The 16,159-nt window shown below is 57.0% G+C and carries 13 protein-coding genes; 5 read left to right on the top strand and 8 right to left on the bottom strand.

Translation table 11 applies throughout. From position 1 onward, the window contains the following. Positions 1-364: 364 nt before the first annotated feature. Positions 365-1,594 (bottom strand): bifunctional glutamate N-acetyltransferase/amino-acid acetyltransferase ArgJ, encoded by a 1,230-nt coding sequence (gene argJ / locus PZA18_RS03410; protein WP_284099387.1) that lies wholly within the window; start codon positions 1,592-1,594, stop codon positions 365-367. A gap of 119 nt (positions 1,595-1,713) precedes the next feature. Continuing rightward, positions 1,714-3,795: an ATP-dependent DNA helicase RecG gene (recG, locus tag PZA18_RS03405; protein WP_284099551.1), complete on the bottom strand. Its 2,082-nt coding sequence runs from the start codon at positions 3,793-3,795 to the stop codon at positions 1,714-1,716. 531 nt (positions 3,796-4,326) lie between these two features. Here recG and PZA18_RS03400 point away from each other — a divergent pair. From PZA18_RS03400 to PZA18_RS03390, 3 genes are all read left to right on the top strand, one after another. Continuing rightward, positions 4,327-4,614: a helix-turn-helix domain-containing protein gene (locus tag PZA18_RS03400; protein WP_284099386.1), complete on the top strand. Its 288-nt coding sequence runs from the start codon at positions 4,327-4,329 to the stop codon at positions 4,612-4,614. Between the two features lie 697 nt (positions 4,615-5,311). Then, the gene (locus tag PZA18_RS03395; RefSeq protein ID WP_284099385.1) at positions 5,312-7,501 is read left to right on the top strand and encodes an isocitrate/isopropylmalate family dehydrogenase; all 2,190 of its coding nucleotides are present in this window, start codon (positions 5,312-5,314) and stop codon (positions 7,499-7,501) included. After that, positions 7,498-8,181: an RraA family protein gene (locus PZA18_RS03390; protein ID WP_284099384.1), complete on the top strand. Its 684-nt coding sequence runs from the start codon at positions 7,498-7,500 to the stop codon at positions 8,179-8,181. The genes PZA18_RS03395 and PZA18_RS03390 overlap by 4 nt, the downstream gene beginning before the upstream one ends. Before the next feature lie 205 nt (positions 8,182-8,386). On the opposite strand, the gene PZA18_RS03385 is transcribed toward PZA18_RS03390, so the two are convergent. From PZA18_RS03385 to PZA18_RS03375, 3 genes are read right to left on the bottom strand one after another with little or no spacing between them, the layout of a single operon-like run. Next, a complete protein-coding gene (locus tag PZA18_RS03385) occupies positions 8,387-9,787 on the bottom strand; it encodes a hypothetical protein (RefSeq protein ID WP_284099383.1) in 1,401 nt (466 codons plus the stop codon). Continuing rightward, positions 9,780-10,202, bottom strand: coding sequence for a DNA polymerase III subunit chi (locus tag PZA18_RS03380; protein ID WP_284099382.1), 423 nt, complete (start codon positions 10,200-10,202; stop codon positions 9,780-9,782). Before PZA18_RS03380 ends, PZA18_RS03385 begins: the two co-directional genes overlap by 8 nt. A 30-nt stretch (positions 10,203-10,232) precedes the next feature. Continuing rightward, complete coding sequence (locus tag PZA18_RS03375; protein ID WP_284099381.1) at positions 10,233-11,738, bottom strand: leucyl aminopeptidase; 1,506 nt, start codon at positions 11,736-11,738, stop codon at positions 10,233-10,235. Between the two features lie 321 nt (positions 11,739-12,059). Between PZA18_RS03375 and lptF the strand changes: the two genes are divergently transcribed. After that, positions 12,060-13,133, top strand: a complete 1,074-nt coding sequence (lptF, locus tag PZA18_RS03370; protein ID WP_284099380.1) for an LPS export ABC transporter permease LptF — start codon at positions 12,060-12,062, stop codon at positions 13,131-13,133. Positions 13,134-13,140: 7 nt separating this feature from the next. Beyond that, the gene (gene lptG / locus PZA18_RS03365) at positions 13,141-14,220 is read left to right on the top strand and encodes an LPS export ABC transporter permease LptG (RefSeq protein ID WP_284099379.1); all 1,080 of its coding nucleotides are present in this window, start codon (positions 13,141-13,143) and stop codon (positions 14,218-14,220) included. A 70-nt stretch (positions 14,221-14,290) separates the two neighbouring features. Here lptG and PZA18_RS03360 read toward each other — a convergent pair whose 3' ends face one another. From PZA18_RS03360 to PZA18_RS03350, 3 genes are all read right to left on the bottom strand, one after another. Continuing rightward, positions 14,291-14,932 (bottom strand): hypothetical protein, encoded by a 642-nt coding sequence (locus tag PZA18_RS03360; RefSeq protein ID WP_284099378.1) that lies wholly within the window; start codon positions 14,930-14,932, stop codon positions 14,291-14,293. A 299-nt stretch (positions 14,933-15,231) separates the two neighbouring features. Beyond that, on the bottom strand, positions 15,232-15,717 hold the full coding sequence (locus tag PZA18_RS03355) for a DUF456 domain-containing protein (RefSeq protein ID WP_284099377.1): 486 nt from the start codon (positions 15,715-15,717) through the stop codon (positions 15,232-15,234). Positions 15,718-15,930: 213 nt separating this feature from the next. Beyond that, positions 15,931-16,131: a hypothetical protein gene (locus PZA18_RS03350; protein WP_284099376.1), complete on the bottom strand. Its 201-nt coding sequence runs from the start codon at positions 16,129-16,131 to the stop codon at positions 15,931-15,933. Positions 16,132-16,159 lie beyond the last annotated feature (28 nt).

The raw sequence follows: 16,159 nt of genomic DNA, 5'->3' as shown, positions 1-16,159 counted from the left end.
CTTATAAGTGCCATCTGCCGCAGCGCGGTTCCTGTGAATATGCCCGTTGCCAGAGAGAGGAAAACGGGATCTATGTCCCGTTTTCCTCTGCTTTTGCAGCATGCCACATACATTTGGTATAGCGGCCTTGATCGGCTTAGGCACCCGATAATTTTGACAAGACAACCTCGGTTGATTGCGGCGGCTGCCCAGGCGGGCGAGGTCGATGAACGGGGAGAGTCTCGGAGGCTGTAACAGGTGCCGGGAGAGGGGGGGACGGCCCAAGCCGGGGCAAGCCATCACGCCCCGGCTTGGCAGGCGGCAGTGCCCCGACAGGTGACCGCTTGTCTCGCTGGACCTGGCGCAAAGCGTGGCTGGGGACCGATCAGGTTCGATAGTCGGCGTTGATCTTTACGTAATCGTATGAAAAATCACAGGTCCAGATGGTGGCGGCTGCCTCGCCTCGGTTGAGGCGTACCCGCACCAGAATTTCTGGTTTGCTCATGACTTGCTGGCCCTGCTCCTCTCGATAGTCAGGGTTTCGGCCACCATTGACGGCGACCAGAACGTCGTCGAGATACAGATCAACTTTATCCACGTCCAGATCAGTCACCCCCGCATAACCTACCGCTGCCAGAATCCGGCCCAAGTTTGGGTCCGAGGCGAAAAATGCGGTTTTCACCAGCGGGGAGCGGCCAATGGCGTAGCCAATCGCTTTGCACTCCTCTCGATTTTTCCCGCCTTCCACGGTGACGGTCATGAATTTGGTCGCCCCTTCGCCATCACGCACGATGGCTTGTGCCAGGATGATGGCGACGTCGGTAATGGCTGCGGCAATGGCTTGGTATGCGTCACTGCGGCTGTCGGTAATCGGCGCCAGCGCCGCCTTGCCAGTGGCGGCAATGATGAAGGAGTCGTTGGTTGAGGTGTCACCATCGATGGTGATGCTATTGAACGACCGGTCTGCCGCGTCGCTGACCAAGGTCTGCAGGGCTGCTGTGGCGATAGGGGCATCGGTGGCGATGAAGCCGAGCATGGTGGCCATGTTCGGATGGATCATGCCAGCGCCTTTGGCGATGCCGGTGATGCTGATCGTGACGCCATCCACCACAATTTGCCGCGATACGGCCTTGGGCAGCGTATCGGTTGTCATGATGGCTTCGGCAGCCTCGGCCCAGTGAGCAGGTGCCAGCCGCTCAATGGCGGTTGGCAAGCCGGCGATTACTTTGTCTACCGGTAGCGGTTCGAGAATCACCCCGGTCGAGAAAGGCAGGATTTGTTCAGTCTGACAGCCCAGCTGGTTTGCCAGGGTTTTGCAGACCTGCAGTGCGCGGTTGCGGCCTTCCTGACCGGTGCCGGCATTGGCGTTGCCGGTGTTGACGACCAGCGCCCTGATCGGCTCCCCTGCCGCCAGATGCTCACGGCACAGCTGGACAGGCGCTGCACAAAAGCGGTTCTGGGTGAATACGCCAGCCACCTGGGTGCCGGCTTCAAACCGCATGACGAGTACATCCTTGCGGCCGGGGCGTTTGATGCCTGCTTCGGCCCACCCCAGTTCGACCCCGGAGATCGGGAATAAGTCTTTGGCAGCGGGGGGCTGAAGGTTTACCGGCATGGGGTGTACTCCTGAAATTTAAAACGACTGTTCAATCGGTAGGAATTGTAAACAATTACCAATCCGCTTGGAAATTTTGTCCATTCTGTTGGCATATTTCAATGCTGGGCGAGGCGTGATCATACCTTCAGCAGCTCATCGCGCCCGGCCATCCAACGGTTAAGATGGTCGCTGGCAGCCTGTGGATAGTCGCTGATCAGCTGAGGTGCCAGCTCGCGTGCGAGCTCCAAGAGTTCGCTGTCGGCTTCCAGATCCGCAAAGCGCAGCATGGGCAACCCGGACTGGCGGGCGCCGAGAAACTCGCCGGGGCCGCGCAGCAGCAGGTCTTGCCGGGCGATTTCAAAACCATCGGTGGTTTCAAAGATGACCTTGAGCCGTGCTTTGGCTTGCTCGGAAAGCGGGGCATTGAAGAGCAGAATGCATTCACTTTCGGCTGCACCGCGCCCTACCCGCCCGCGCAGCTGGTGTAGCTGGGCCAAGCCCATGCGCTCGGCGTGTTCAATCACCATCAGGCTGGCGTTGGGGACATCGACGCCGACTTCAATCACCGTTGTGGCGACCAGCACCTGCAGCTGATTGCCAGCAAACGCGGCCATCACGCCGGCTTTTTCATCCGGTTTGAGCCGGCCATGTATCAGACCAACCTGCAGGCCCTGCAAGTCTTCGGAAAGCGCCAGATGGGTGTCTACGGCTGTTTGCAGTTCCAGCGTTTCCGACTCTTCGATCAACGGGCACACCCAGTAGGCCTGCCGCCCCTTCAGGCAGGCTTGCCGTACCCGCTCGATCACCTCATCCCGTCGTTCATCCCTTACCAGGCGAGTGGCAACGGGCGTGCGACCTGGTGGTAGCTCATCGATGGCGCTGACGTCGAGATCAGCGTAGTAGGTCATGGCCAGGCTGCGGGGAATGGGGGTGGCTGACATCATTAATTGATGCGGGCTGCCACCTTTGTTGCGTAGAGCCAGACGCTGGTGCACGCCAAAGCGATGTTGTTCATCGACGATGGCCAACCCCAGACGCTCGAAGCTCACGGCATTCTGGAACAATGCATGCGTGCCGACGGCAATGTCGGCCCGGCCCTCGGCGACTGCGGTGAGGGCTGCGGCCTTGGCCTTGGTCTTGAGGCTGGAGCTTAGCCAGACCACTTCCAGGCCCAGAGGTGTCAGCCACTGCTTGAACTTCAGGTAATGCTGCTCAGCCAGGATTTCAGTGGGGGCCATCAGGGCCGCCTGAAAGCCTGATTCAATGGCCACCAGGGCGGCAAGGGCTGCCACGATGGTTTTGCCACTGCCAACATCGCCTTGCAGCAGCCGTTGCATCGGATGCGCGCTCTGTAAATCGGTACGGATTTCTGCCAGTACCCGCTGTTGCGCAGCGGTCAGGCCAAAGGGCAGTGCTGCCAACAGCGCTGCCACCAGTTGTCCATTTCCCGCCAGCACGGGTGCATGCCGGTCGCGTCGTTGTCGGTAGGCGAGGCGCATCGATAGCTGCTGTGCCAGCAATTCGTCAAATTTGATGCGTTGCCAGGCTGGGTGGCCGCGTTCGATCAGGCTGGCGGGGGTGATGTCTGTCGGGGGGTGATGCAATAGCTGCACGCTGTCGCCAAATGCCATCAGGCCCAGTACTTCGCGCACCTGGGGGGGCAGGGTATCGCTGGGTGCCGGGGGAGCCAGTGCCTGAGTAATCAGCTTGCGCAGGCTGGCCTGGGTGAGGCCTGCCACAGTTGGATACACCGGCGTCAGCGCTTCGGGCAAGTCAGCGCCCCCCTCAACATTGCGCACCCTGGGGTGAACCATCTCCGGACCGTAGTATCCGTGGCGTACCTCGCCATACAGCCGTACCCGCCGGCCCTCGGCCAACTGTTTCTGCTGGCTCGGGTAGAAATTGAGAAAGCGGGCCCACAGCTCGCCGCTGCCGTCTTGAATACGCGCCAGCAGTTGTTTGCGCGGTCGGTAGACCACTTCGCAATGTTCAACAATGCCTTCCACCTGCACGGTCATTCCACCCATTGCGTCGGCGATGGGGTAGAGGTGGGTTTCGTCCTCGTAACGCAAAGGCAGGTGCAAGACCAGGTCCAGCCTGCAGCGGATGCCTAGCTTGGCCAGTCTGGCCAGGGTCGGAGCGGGAAGTTTTGGCAGATCGGACATTGCGGCAAATGGACAATTGAGGGTTGGTGTTGTCTGGTTCCGTCTTCGCTGGATCGGGGGATATGGTGAATCAGATTGCGCAAAACAGCGCGTTGTACTGAATCGCAGCGCATTTGAACAGAGCCTGAGCCGTTTGCAGGTTCAAATTCTGATCTCGCTGCATGAAATATATCCGCATGGCTGATGACGTCATCGCAATCCAGCAGGGTGTTGGTTGCCTTGCGTGGGGGGCGAGACTTGAAGGAGGTCAGTTCTTTGATTTTTATTGAAAAAAATTGGAATTTGTAAGGGTGGGGGTAAGGGAGTTGGCCGCTTGAGTGAGGGGGATAGAGGGAGTATGGGTGTCAGCGGCTTGTGCGCAATTAGGTCAATCATCAATCTAAAAAGAATGACTGTCAAAAAAAACGAATTTAATATGGAACCGTTTTGGAATGTGCGGTCACTGACTATTCCGAAGCAGTACGGTCTCTTTGCCGCAAGAGATCTCAGGCTGGTCTGTTGCCAACCAGTCGAAATTTTTCCAGGCGCTTAAAAAAACAAATGACAGCGCGAGCCATTTTTTTAAGGTTCCATAGAGAGGAATTCATGTCCGATCAATTTGGTGCAGGCACACTTGCCGCGCACACTCCAGCCAAAAACCGTCGTCTGCCCCGAGTAGGGGCTGCTTTGACTCCTGCCGAGCTGCGCGTCATGCAATTGGCAATCGGCGGGCATTCGACGCCAGAGATCGCAGGTTCTCTGGGTAAGAGCGAAAAGACCATCAAGACACAGTTAAGCTCCATTTATCGCAAGCTCGGGGCGGCCAACCGTGCCCACGCGGTGGCGATCTATCTGGATAAGCTACATCGGTCGGTCGATAGGCAGCCAAGTTAATCGGGCTGATTATCCGTCGATCTTTGCCTCGGCCCCTTGTTTGCCCTGGTTTTTGCAATATGCCCTGGCGGCAATTGTGAGTGAATTGGTCATGTGCCATTTGATTCCGATTGCCTGGCCGGCAGGGGGGAGCTTCTCTGTGTTTATCTGGATTGATGGGTTTATTTAAATTGGCCATATCCAAATTCGATTTAGTTTGATTGCGGCAATTTGCAACCCGGCCGTAATGTACGATCAATTGGAAGCCGTTTGGGCTGATGTAGACGGATGTCGAAAGGAATTAGGGGGAGCATCCGCTGAAAATCTTTCGTTTCCACTGCCAGCTACGCCAGACACTTGAACAAATTCCAACAAGCGGAAGCTTGATTGGAGGTTCTGCCGTCGAAAATCCGCTCTGTGGCGGACTCGTTCGGTGATCGCCAATGGTTGCTGGAGGGGGCTTGCTGTCCCCGGTTTTTGAGTTCGCCAGGCGCAGCTGCCGCAAAGCGGCCTACCGCCACGGCATCTTCTGCGGGGATTTCGGTTTCGCCGGATTGAGACCTGCTGCTGTGTTGCGCTTGCCAGCCTTGCAGACTGTGCGCTCCGAGAGAAACCGCGTGGCTAATCACTAAGCGGCGCGCTTTCGCCTTGCATCAAGCACCAAATCCGACGAAACGCGATCTGGAAATAAAACGTCAACAGAACCTTGCCGATACGCATGATGAAAAAATTTCTGGTTTTGCCCGGCGATGGCATTGGCCGAGAAGTCTGTGAAGCGGCCTTGCCGGTACTGGATTTGCTGAATCTGCCAATACAGTGTGAGTTTGGAGAGATTGGCTGGGATTTCTGGTGCCAGGAAGGAAATGCAATCCCTGCTGCTACCTGGCATCAGATTGACATGGCTGATGCGGTGTTGCTGGGCGCCATCAGCAGTAAAGGCAAGCAGGCCGCCGAGGCCGAGCTGGTGCCGACTCTGCAGGGCAGAGGACTACGGTACACGTCGCCAGTGCTGCAGTTGCGACAACGGCTGGAGCTATTTGCCAACGTTCGGCCAGTCTGGCGGCTGGCGGGGCAGGGCATGCCGTTTCGCTGCGCCATCATCCGTGAAAATACCGAGGGCCTTTATGCGGGGTTTGATCGGCAGGGAGTGCCTGAGTCGCTATCTGACTGGTTGACGCACCCGAATCTGGCACGTAGCGGCCTGGATCAGGCGGCGATTTCAGTGCGGCTGCAGACCCGGTTCGGGCTGGAGCGGCTGTTCCGATATGCTTTTGACTATGCCGGTGCAAATGGCTATTCCCGCGTAACGTTGGCCGACAAGCCAAATGTGCTGCGGGAGAGCGGCCAGTTCGCCACAGATATTTTTTTGGGTATTGCCGCGCACTATGCCGGCATCGAAGCCGAAATCTGCAATGTTGATGCGGTTGCGCTGGATCTGGTACGGCAACCCCAGCGTTTCGGGGTCATCGTTGCCGAGAATCTGCTGGGGGATATTCTTTCCGACCTTGCGGCCGGTGTGATGGGTGGCCTGGGTTTGGCGCCAAGCGCCAATATCGGCCATGGGCGGGCGTACTTCGAACCGGTTCACGGTAGTGCGCCGGATATCGCTGGTAGCGGCCGGGCTAATCCTGCCGCCATGTTTCTGACCATTGGCATGGCGTTGCGCCACATGGGTTTTGCAGCAGCTGCTGATCGGATTGACGGGGCCGTGCTTCAAGTGGTTCGGCAGGGGAGGTGCCTGACCCCGGATCTGGGAGGCGCATCAACTACGCAAGACATGGCATCTGCCATATTGCAGGCAGTGACCAGACCCCGACATGCCTTACGCGCCAGCATCGTCTGCGTGGGCGAGGAGTTGTTGGTGGGGAGAGTGCTCAACAGCAATGCTGCGGAAATTGGCCGCCGGCTGAGCGAGGCCGGTTATGTGGTGACAAGCCAGCATACCTGTCCCGATCGCTTGCCGGCCATTCAGCAGGCCTTGGCCGATGGCTTGGGGCAGTCCGATCTGGTGGTGGTGAATGGCGGTTTGGGGCCGACGCCCGATGATCTGACCCGGCATGCGGTCGCTGCCGTGTTGCAGCGATCGCTGGAATTCGATGCTACAACCATGGCCAATATTGAAACGCGCATGACCGGTTATGGCTTGAAAATGGACCCTTCCAACCGGGTGCAGGCCCTGTTCCCGCAAGGGTCGCGGATTCTTGCCAATCCGAATGGGACGGCGGCTGGTTTTGAGCTGGACTGGCAGGCATGCCGGCTGCTGGTTCTGCCTGGGCCGCCTCGCGAATGCCTGCCTATGCTGGACCGGGTGTTGGCTGCGGCCCCCAAACATCCTGCGGCCCCGAGCTATTGCTGGACACTGCTGGGGGTGGTTGAGTCTGATATTGCGGCCATTGTTGGCAGGATACTGGCTGAGTATGGCGCTGCGGTTGATGTGTCTTACTTGTGGCGTTATCCCTATGTTGATGTACGCCTGAGTGTATTCGACGAACGTGCCGCGCCCTGCGTCATTGAGTTGGAGCGCCGGTTTGCTGCACACCTGGTCAGTCGGGATGGGGTGTCAGCGATGACGCAGTTACTGCCTTTGCTGGCGGGGCGTCGCTGGTTGATTGATGACGGTATCACCCAGCAAGCCTTTACCAATCGCCTGCCTGCCTCCAACGATACCTCGGCCCTTGACGTGGTGCGCATGAAAGCGCTGGCAAATCGACCGTTGGCCGCACCGTGGGAAGGCGTCCTCAGCATGAGCTGCCAAGTGCAGATTGGCGCCCGCCAGGGCAAGTATCGGCTGGATGTTCCGCATCGTGGCCCAGAAGTGCTGGAGTACGCCTGCGAGTTTCTGGCCTGGAGCATTCTGCGCAATCTGGATGCCTTTCTGGTATCTCTCAAGAGCGAGCCTTGTCTATGAATCAGTTTTCTCAGGATGCGCTACGCCATCGTTTGATGCTGCTGGATACCCCTTCGCTGGCGGATGCCATGGATCACATTGGTATCTATGGGGCACTGCAAGGGATTCAGTGCCAGATTTCCGGCCAGCAAACGGTGGCAGGACCGGCGTTCACTGCCATGTTCCGCTCGTTTTCTCGTGGCGGTGACACGTATCAGGACCCTATCAGCTATATCGATCAGGTCAGGCGTGGTGACATGATCGTCATTGATAACGAAGGACGTCGCGATTGCACGAGTTGGGGCGATTTGCTGACAGAAGCCGCGCTGCAAAAAGACATCATGGGGACGGTCATTCACGGCGCGGTTCGCGATATCAGCGAGATTCGCCGTATGGGTTACCCGCTGTTCAGCACGGCGATTCACATGGTCGGAGGCAGGAATCGTGTGCGCTTGACGGCATTGCAGGTGCCAATCCGGGTGGGGGAGGTGTTTATCAATCCAGGCGACTGGATCGTTGCGGATAGCAATGGCGTATTGGCTATTCCGGCCAGCCATGTTGAGGACATCGTGCAGCGGGCTGAGCGTATTGATCGAGTTGATCAGCGCATTCGTCAGGCTGTACGGGAAGGGGTGCCACTGGAAGTGGCGCGACTGCGCTACCGCTACGAGCAACCTTGGGATTCGTCGGTGGGTGCTTGATCAGAGGGGGTGAGAAACGTAATAGGATGTTCGCCCGATGGCGGGTGCTGAGGTGTTCGGGTCTGGATGTTCGAGGGAGGTTCAGACTCTGTTGAGGTTTTGTTTGTCGATCCAAAGACAAAATATCAACAGAGTCTGGAAACCGGGGGGCGATTCGCGGCTTATGTCAGCTATCAGACGCGTTCATTCAAGACCTCTGCAGAGCCTAGCGGCGATCGGATTGACGCGTGATACCCGATTTATCTAGTTCGCGAGCAACCAGCTGGGTTACCCGGTCGCCGATGGTTTTGTGAACTTCCTTGCGGACTTGCGCCAGAATGCCGTGCAACGCCTCGCCATATAGCTGCGCGGCCAGCTTGGATAATTCAATCCGAACCAGCGATTCCAGATATTTACCGATATCTGCTTGAATCTCGGCCAGGATATGGGCGTTGAGTTGCTCAATATGAGCATCTGTGAGCGCCTGCATGAGCGGAGGCTCGGCAGGCAGAGTCTGCCCGCTGGTAGTCTCCTGTAAGGACGCTTTCGCTGCAGCGGAGCTGGGAGCTTCGCTGAGTACAGGCGCGGGTTCTGCTGGCGAGGCATCCGGTATCGCAATGAGTTCCAGCACTTCTGGTTCTGGCCACTCGGCGGACGCAGACTCCTGCACAGCTTCAACAGCTTCAACAGCTTCAACAGCTTCAACAGCTTCAACAGCTTCAACAGCTTCAACAGCTTCAACAGCTTCAACAGCTTCAACAGCTTCAACAGCTTCAACAGCTTCAACAGCTTCAACCAGCTCTATGGTGGGCGAGATGTGGTCTGCCGGTGTGTCGAGATCCGTGAGCGTGAGCTCGATGATGTCGTGGGCTTCCTCCATAGGCGCTGCAAGCGGCGCTGTCGGTACGGCCTCAACGGACAGAGCAAGCTCGGACTCTGCGGGATCTTCCAGCGTCAGCTCGATGATTTCGATTGGCTCATTCGGGTCGTAGCTGAAGTGCAGCAGCTCTGCATCGGCCGCAGGAGGGGCTGGCAGATCAAGCTGAATCTCATCATCAATCGTCAGCTCTAGATCGCCCAGAATCAGCTTGCCCTCGTGTTCGACAATTTCGTCTGCGGGGGGCGGCGGTTCAAAGTCGAAATCAAGTTTTGTTTCAGTCAGTGTGTGGGGAGTGGGCGCGGGCTGCCGTGCAGCGGCCTGAGGCGGCGGTTTGGGTCCGGGCTTGGGTTGCGGTGTGGGTGCCAACAGCTCGGTGGGTGCATCCATTGGGGTGAATGCCAACTCCGGGAAGTCGAGTACCGAATTCGCATCCATCGGCGTACCTACCAACACAGGGGGTGGTTCCGGCTTGTCTGCAGGGACTGCGATGTCTGATGTCGGCACGTCGCGTCGCGTCGCGTGGATTTCTTCCGGCGTGAACATGAGTTCGTCGGCACCAAAAACGGGCGCAACTTCGTTCAGTGTTGGAATCAACAGGCTCTGCGTTGGGGTGTCGAGCGCATGAATCTGCGTCAGGACAGGTATTTCGGCAGTGGGGCCGGTTCCACGGTGTCGAGCGATCAGGGCGTCCATCTTGGTAAAGATGGGCGAGGCACTATCCGGATCGGGCTTCTTCGGGTCAGACATCGGGCTTGGTCAAATCTATATAGTCAACCGTGTGGCCGGCAGCCTTGTAGGCCCCGACTCTGGCACGGGCGGACGTGGCATTGTCTGCGTCAACAATCTCGATGACCCGTCCGAATCGTTCGAATCCAGGGGGGAGGTTGTCGGTCCAGTTGATCAATACATCGCGTACCGGTAGCAATTCACAGCGATGATCGACCAGTATCGGCGTCTCTGCCGCGATGGCTGCATCTGCAGCGCAATGCGGCAGAAAACCTGTCGTTGGCACCTCCCACAGCAAACGGTCGAGGGCTTCGCTGGCAGCCGGGCTGCCTGTGGCGACAACGACCTGCAGCCGCCGTGCCAGCGCTTTGCCTGCGATGACGCACAGCGCATGCTCACGATTGGCTGGGTTGAAGTAGAAGGTGATCTGACTCATGTTTAGACGGGGGCTTGCGCCCCCTGTTCCTTACTTCTTGGTGGACTTGGCGGCTTCTGCGCGGTTGATCAGGAAGCGGGTCAGCAGCGGCACAGGACGACCGGAAGCCCCTTTCTGTGCGCCAGACTTCCAGGCGGTGCCAGCAATATCCAGATGCGCCCAGTCGTATTTTTTGGCAAAGCGGGACAGGAAACAGGCTGCTGTGATGCTACCGCCCGGGCGACCACCAATATTGGCCAGATCAGCGAAGTTGCTCTTCAACTGTTCCTGGTAATCATCCCACAGTGGCATGTGCCAGGCACGGTCGGCCGTATCTTCACCTGCCAATAGCAGTTCTTTGGCGAGGCTATCCTGATTCGAGTAGAGACCGGTAGCAATATGGCCCAGTGCAATCACGCAGGCGCCAGTCAGCGTGGCAACATCGACCACGGCGGCGGGCTCGAAGCGCTCGGCGTATGTCAAGGCGTCACACAAGATCAGCCGACCTTCGGCATCGGTGTTCAGCACTTCGATCGTGGTGCCGTTCATGGCGGTTACGATGTCGCCGGGTTTGTTGGCGTTACCGCCCGGCATGTTCTCGCAGGCGGGTACGATGGCGATGACATTCAGCTTGAGCTTGAGCTCGCCAACCGCATGCATGGTTGCCAGAACGGAGCCGGCGCCCATCATGTCGTACTTCATTTCGTCCATGCCTTCGCCCGGCTTCAGCGAAATACCGCCGGAGTCAAAAGTAATGCCCTTGCCAACCAGTACTACGGGCTTGTCATTCTTGCCGGCACCTTCGTGCTTGAGCACGATCAACTTCATTGGCTCGGTCGAGGCTTTCCCGACAGAAATAAAGGAACCCATGCCAAGTTTCTCAATATCGGCACGTTCCAGAATCTCTGCCTTCATTTCAAAGCTCTTGGCCAGCTCGCGTGCGCGGTCTGCCAGGTAGGTGGGGGTGCAGATATTTGGGGGCAGATTGCCGAGGTTTTTTGCGAAGTTCATCGCATCACCAATCGCACTGCCACGGCGCACAGCCACTTCGACGGCATCGTTCTCCGACTTGGCGGCGGCAACTACCAGCTTTTTGAGGCGACCCTTGCTCTCATCTTTCTTCGACTTCAGTTGGTCGAAGGTGTATCCCTGGTCTACAACCAGCTGGGCGATTTCGCCGGCAGCCCAAGCGGCATCGCGGTCTTTGGCGGGGGTGTCTGTCAGGTAAAAGGCTGCATCGGCTACGCCCAGGCCATGAATGGTTTTGGCTGCGGCGCGCACGGCATCGCGGAACTCCTTGTCGCCAAGGTCGGCTTGCTTGCCAAGGCTGACCAGCAGAACGCGCTCGGCAGCAATGCCGGGAACCTTGGGCAGCAACAGGGTAGAGCCTGCTTTGGCTTCGAGGTCGCCCAGTTTGACGACGCTGGAGAGATGGCCTTCGGACGCCTGATCAATAGATTCGGCCGCAGCGCTGAACTTTTTGCCTTCATAAACACCAATAACCAGGCAAGCGGATTTTTGCTTGTCTGCCGAAGCCGATTTGATGCTGAATTCCACGGTGGACTCCTGTATGATTTTTCGCCGACCTGGCGATAGAGGATTCGCCATGGATCTGCGTTAAATGAGCCTGATCCTGCTTTTGGCGGGGTCTTGGCAAAACTGAAGATCAATCAAACGATTTTCCGGCATTCTGGCCGCAAAAGTCAAAGCACCACTGGGGTTTCACGGGTTTTCTGCAGATATTGTGCTCTGCGGGCAATTGAGTGGTTGAGCCAAGCCCACAGCAGGTGCCAGACTGCAAACACACTCCTTTTTCCATTCACGTCATTTTTAAACACGATCTTGCGATCCAATCGGCGCTCACTTTTTGGTTTTCTTATGCCTGACCGGCGGGTGTTTGCTCGCGCGTTGTATCGGGAGCTGTCGGTCGTTACGGCGTCTACTTTTTTCGTGCTCCTAGGCATTGTGCTGACCCAGCTGGTAGTCAAGCTACTGGGAGCAGCAGCGTCTGGCGGATTGGCATCTGAAGCCGTTGCAGCCACCATCGGGTTCATGGCCTTGCGCTATACGCCCTGGATATTGTCGATGTCCTTGTTCGTCGGCGTGCTGTATACGCTGACCCGAGCCTACCGAGATCATGAAATGCCGGTCTGGCAGTCGTCCGGCTTGGCAATTACCGCTTGGATTGGTCCGGTGATGCGGTTTGCCTTACCTCTGGTATTCACGATTGGTTTGCTGAGTCTCGGCCTCTCGCCTTGGGCCATGCGCAAGGCGGATGAGTATCGTGACCAACTGGCCCGCAGAGATGATGTTTCGACTGTCGCGCCAGGTTTGTTCAAAGAGTCGGCCAAGTCTGATTCGGTGTACTTCATCGAAAATTTCACCGGTGAAGGAGGGGCTGCGCGCAATATCTTTGTCGAGTCGATCAAGGATGGCATGCAGAGCATTACTGTCGCCGATGAAGGATTTCTGACTTCCATGCCGGATGGGGAGCGGATCCTGGTGCTTAAGCATGGGCGACGCTATGAGGGTAAGCCCGGTTCTCGTGCATATCGCATGGTGGAGTTTGAACGCAGTCAGTTGCAGGTTGCCGAAGGGCAGCGCAACGCGGTAAGTCTGGCGGTTCAGGCCACAGATAGCTGGACCCTGTGGCGTGCCCCTTGGCCGGCTTACAAGGCCGAGCTGGCGTTGCGTGCGGCGCCGCCGATCAGTGCATTGCTGCTTTGCCTGATGGCCATTCCCCTGGCGTTTTTTAATCCACGGGTCGGGCGTGTATTCAATATCGTTCTCGCCTTGCTGTTGTTCCTGATTTATTTTCAGTTGCTCAATCTATTTGAGACCCAGGTGGCGCAGGGTCGAATTCCGATTTGGGTCAATCTCTGGCCGGTTCACGTGGCGGCTGCGGTCACGGTGCTGATTCTGTTCTATCGCAGACTGGGGCCGCCGCGCTAAACCGATCATGAAAATCCTTGCGAGATATTTACTAGGCAATGTGCTTCGTGCCACGGCAGGCGCCTTGTTTGCACTGCTGGCGTTACTGTCTTTTTTTGATGTTGTGCATGAGCTGCAAAATGTAGGACATGGCAGCTATACCGTGGTGCGGCTGATTGTTTTCATCGTGTTGTCTGCGCCAGTGCATGTATACGAGTTGATGCCAATTGCGTCTTTGCTTGGTGGTTTATGGGCGTTGAGCCAGCTTGTTGCCAGCAGCGAGTACACCGTGATGCGTACCGGTGGCTGGTCGGTGGCGAGTGTGATCGGCAACTTGACGCTTACCGGGCTGGTATGTGCGGGAATTACCCTGGCAACAGGCGAGTTTCTGGCGCCTCAGGCAGAGCGGGCCGCCCAGCAGATGCGCTTGGCGGCAACGGGTTCATTTGTTGCGAAGGATTTCCGGTCTGGTTTCTGGGCGCGCGATGGGGATAGTTTCGTCAACATTGGTGAAGTCTTGCCGGACGCGACGCTTAGAGCGGTAAAGATTTTTCGCTTTGATGTTCAGCGACGGCTTTCGAGCATCACGTGGGCCGGGTCGGGTTACTTTGACAGCGGTAGCAAGAACTGGCGGCTCAACAACGTTACAACCCTGACTTTCGGTTCGAGAGATGCCAGCATGACTGCTGCTGGTGAGATTGCCTGGCGATCATCCATGCTAAGCCCGGATATGCTTTCGGCTTTGTTGGTGCGGCCAGAGCAAATGTCCTTGCAGAGCTTGGTCAGCTATATCGACCACCTGAAGCGCAATGGGCAGAAGACCAGCCGGCATGAAATTGCCTTGTGGAGCAAAATTGCTTACCCCTTGGGTTGTATAGCCATGCTGATTTTGGCGTTGCCTTTTGCCAATAGCCAGCGACGAAGCGGAGGGGTGGGCATCAAGCTGTTTATTGGTGTGATGTTGGGTTTGGCGTTTTTCCTGCTGAATCAGCTATGCAGTTACATGGGATTGCTGTACGACTGGCCGCCAATCCTGGCGGCTGCGACACCGGGCGCTATTGCTATATCTGCGGCACTTGGTTTGTTGTGGTTGCAGGAACGCCGATAGTTACAAGCTTCCCTTCCTTTTACGAGACACGGAAAGGGGCTTTGAATAAAAACGGCGGAAACGCCGTTTTTTATTTGCTGTTTTTCTCGCGTTCCGCGTGCTTGGTTTCGCAGCCGGGCACTTCATCCCACCGTCCCTGGCAATGCTTCCAGCGCACCTTCTCCCGGCAGGTGATTCGCGTGAAGAAGCTCTGCTTTTCGCAATCGGCAAGTTCCTCCGACATATTGCTGGCGCGTTGAGGTTCGGCCTGGCGGCTGGGCGCGGGCGACGCGGGCTCGCTCACTGGGCGGGGAGGTGGCTTCAAGTCTATGGGGGCTTGGGTAGGCTTCCCGCTAGCAGGCTTTGTGGCGGGCAGAGGCTTGGCTTCTCCGTTCCAGCCCTTCACGGGTGGGGGGGAGGTGGTGTCTTCAGCGGGCAATTTTTCTGCATCGCTGAATGGTGGGCTCGGTTTGCCAGGAAATGGCAGGATTTCCGGTTTGCCATCTGCTCGAGGAGAGTAGACAACCTGAGGCGAGGCTTGTGTTGCCATATGGCTTCCGAGGGCCCGATACCCTATATAGCCACCTGCTCCCAGCGATGCCGCGACAATGGTGACAATCGCGATCTTGAAATTCAGCGAGACGACGCCTGCTTGTCTGCGTAGGCCATTGAATGGACGCGGAATCGAAGCGGAGCGTTGCAACTGGATCGTCACGCAGATCGGGCGCTGCATCTGGATCTCCAAGGATGGACGAGACCGGCACCATAGCGCCCTTATTGGCATTGGTCAAAGTGCAACCGAAGCCAGGGCCTTGCGGACACTGAGTTTACGTCGCGTTGGCGCGAATTTTGGGGAATGCCGTCGTTAGGTTCTGCAAACCTAACTCAACAGAACCTAAGATTCGTTTAACCAGTCCACCCAGTCATACGTGCCTTGCTGTATTGCTCATACTCGCCCCGATGCTTCATTGGGGGGGAACTTGTCAATCGGACTCGTACTGTCTCGCCTTTCCAGTTTTGACCAATTGCGGGTCAAAACCAATAAGCAAATCCATAGATGCCAACCATGACAAATGCCAGAGCGACTTTGGCGACGGTACCAATTACCATGCCGAGCCAGGTAGCCAAGCCCACTTTGCCGGCTCGATAGGCGTCGCCCTGAGCGATCATCTCCCCGACAAATGCGCCAACGAATGGACCGAGAATCAGGCCGACAATGCCGGCAAAAATGCCCAATATGCTTCCGATTGTGGCGCCTATAACGGCCATTCGACTTGCACCGAGCTTTTTAGCGCCCAGTGCGCCGGCGATGAAGTCTATGGCGGTCATGGCGACGGCCAGAATCGTGAGGATGATCAGGCTGGGTGCGCCGATGCGTTGGAAGTCGTCAATCCAGGCTCCAAGCAGCATGCCGGCCAACATCAATGGAGCTGCGGGAATGACTGGTAGTACCGTACCAGCAACGCCGACCACGATCAAAATCATCGCGCCAGCCCAGAGCATTAACTGGTTTTCCATAAGGTGTGGTTATTTATCAATCATCAATGAGAGAGACGCTGGGTCTGCTTTAGATCGGGATGGTTCCCGTATGGGGTATTGAATCGAAGTTTCTTCAAGGGAACTGCCAAAAAGCAAAAAGGCGGGGTCACCGCCTTCTCTTGCTGCTGGGTAATGCTGAATCACATTATCCCAATATGGCATTCACGCCGTCCTATAGTCCCAAACATCAAACTATGCGCCGAGGCTACCAAAAACCGCGAGATCACTACTTCTTCTACCCAGAGCGGCGCGCTGTTCATTACCATTCAGCGCAAAATTCACAAGACGCCAACCAATTTCATCCGACTCCAACGCTTGCCGCCGCTCGCTGATCCTGCGATCTGGCCCTCGATATTCAGAGGAAAGAACTGATGATTTACGCTCTACCGCCATTTCCCCTCCTTTCATGATTTGAAACAGT

The organism is Parachitinimonas caeni (assembly GCF_030129945.1).
Taxonomy (GTDB): Bacteria; Pseudomonadota; Gammaproteobacteria; order Burkholderiales; family Chitinimonadaceae; genus Parachitinimonas; species Parachitinimonas caeni.
This window is presented reverse-complemented; position numbering and strand designations above follow the sequence as displayed.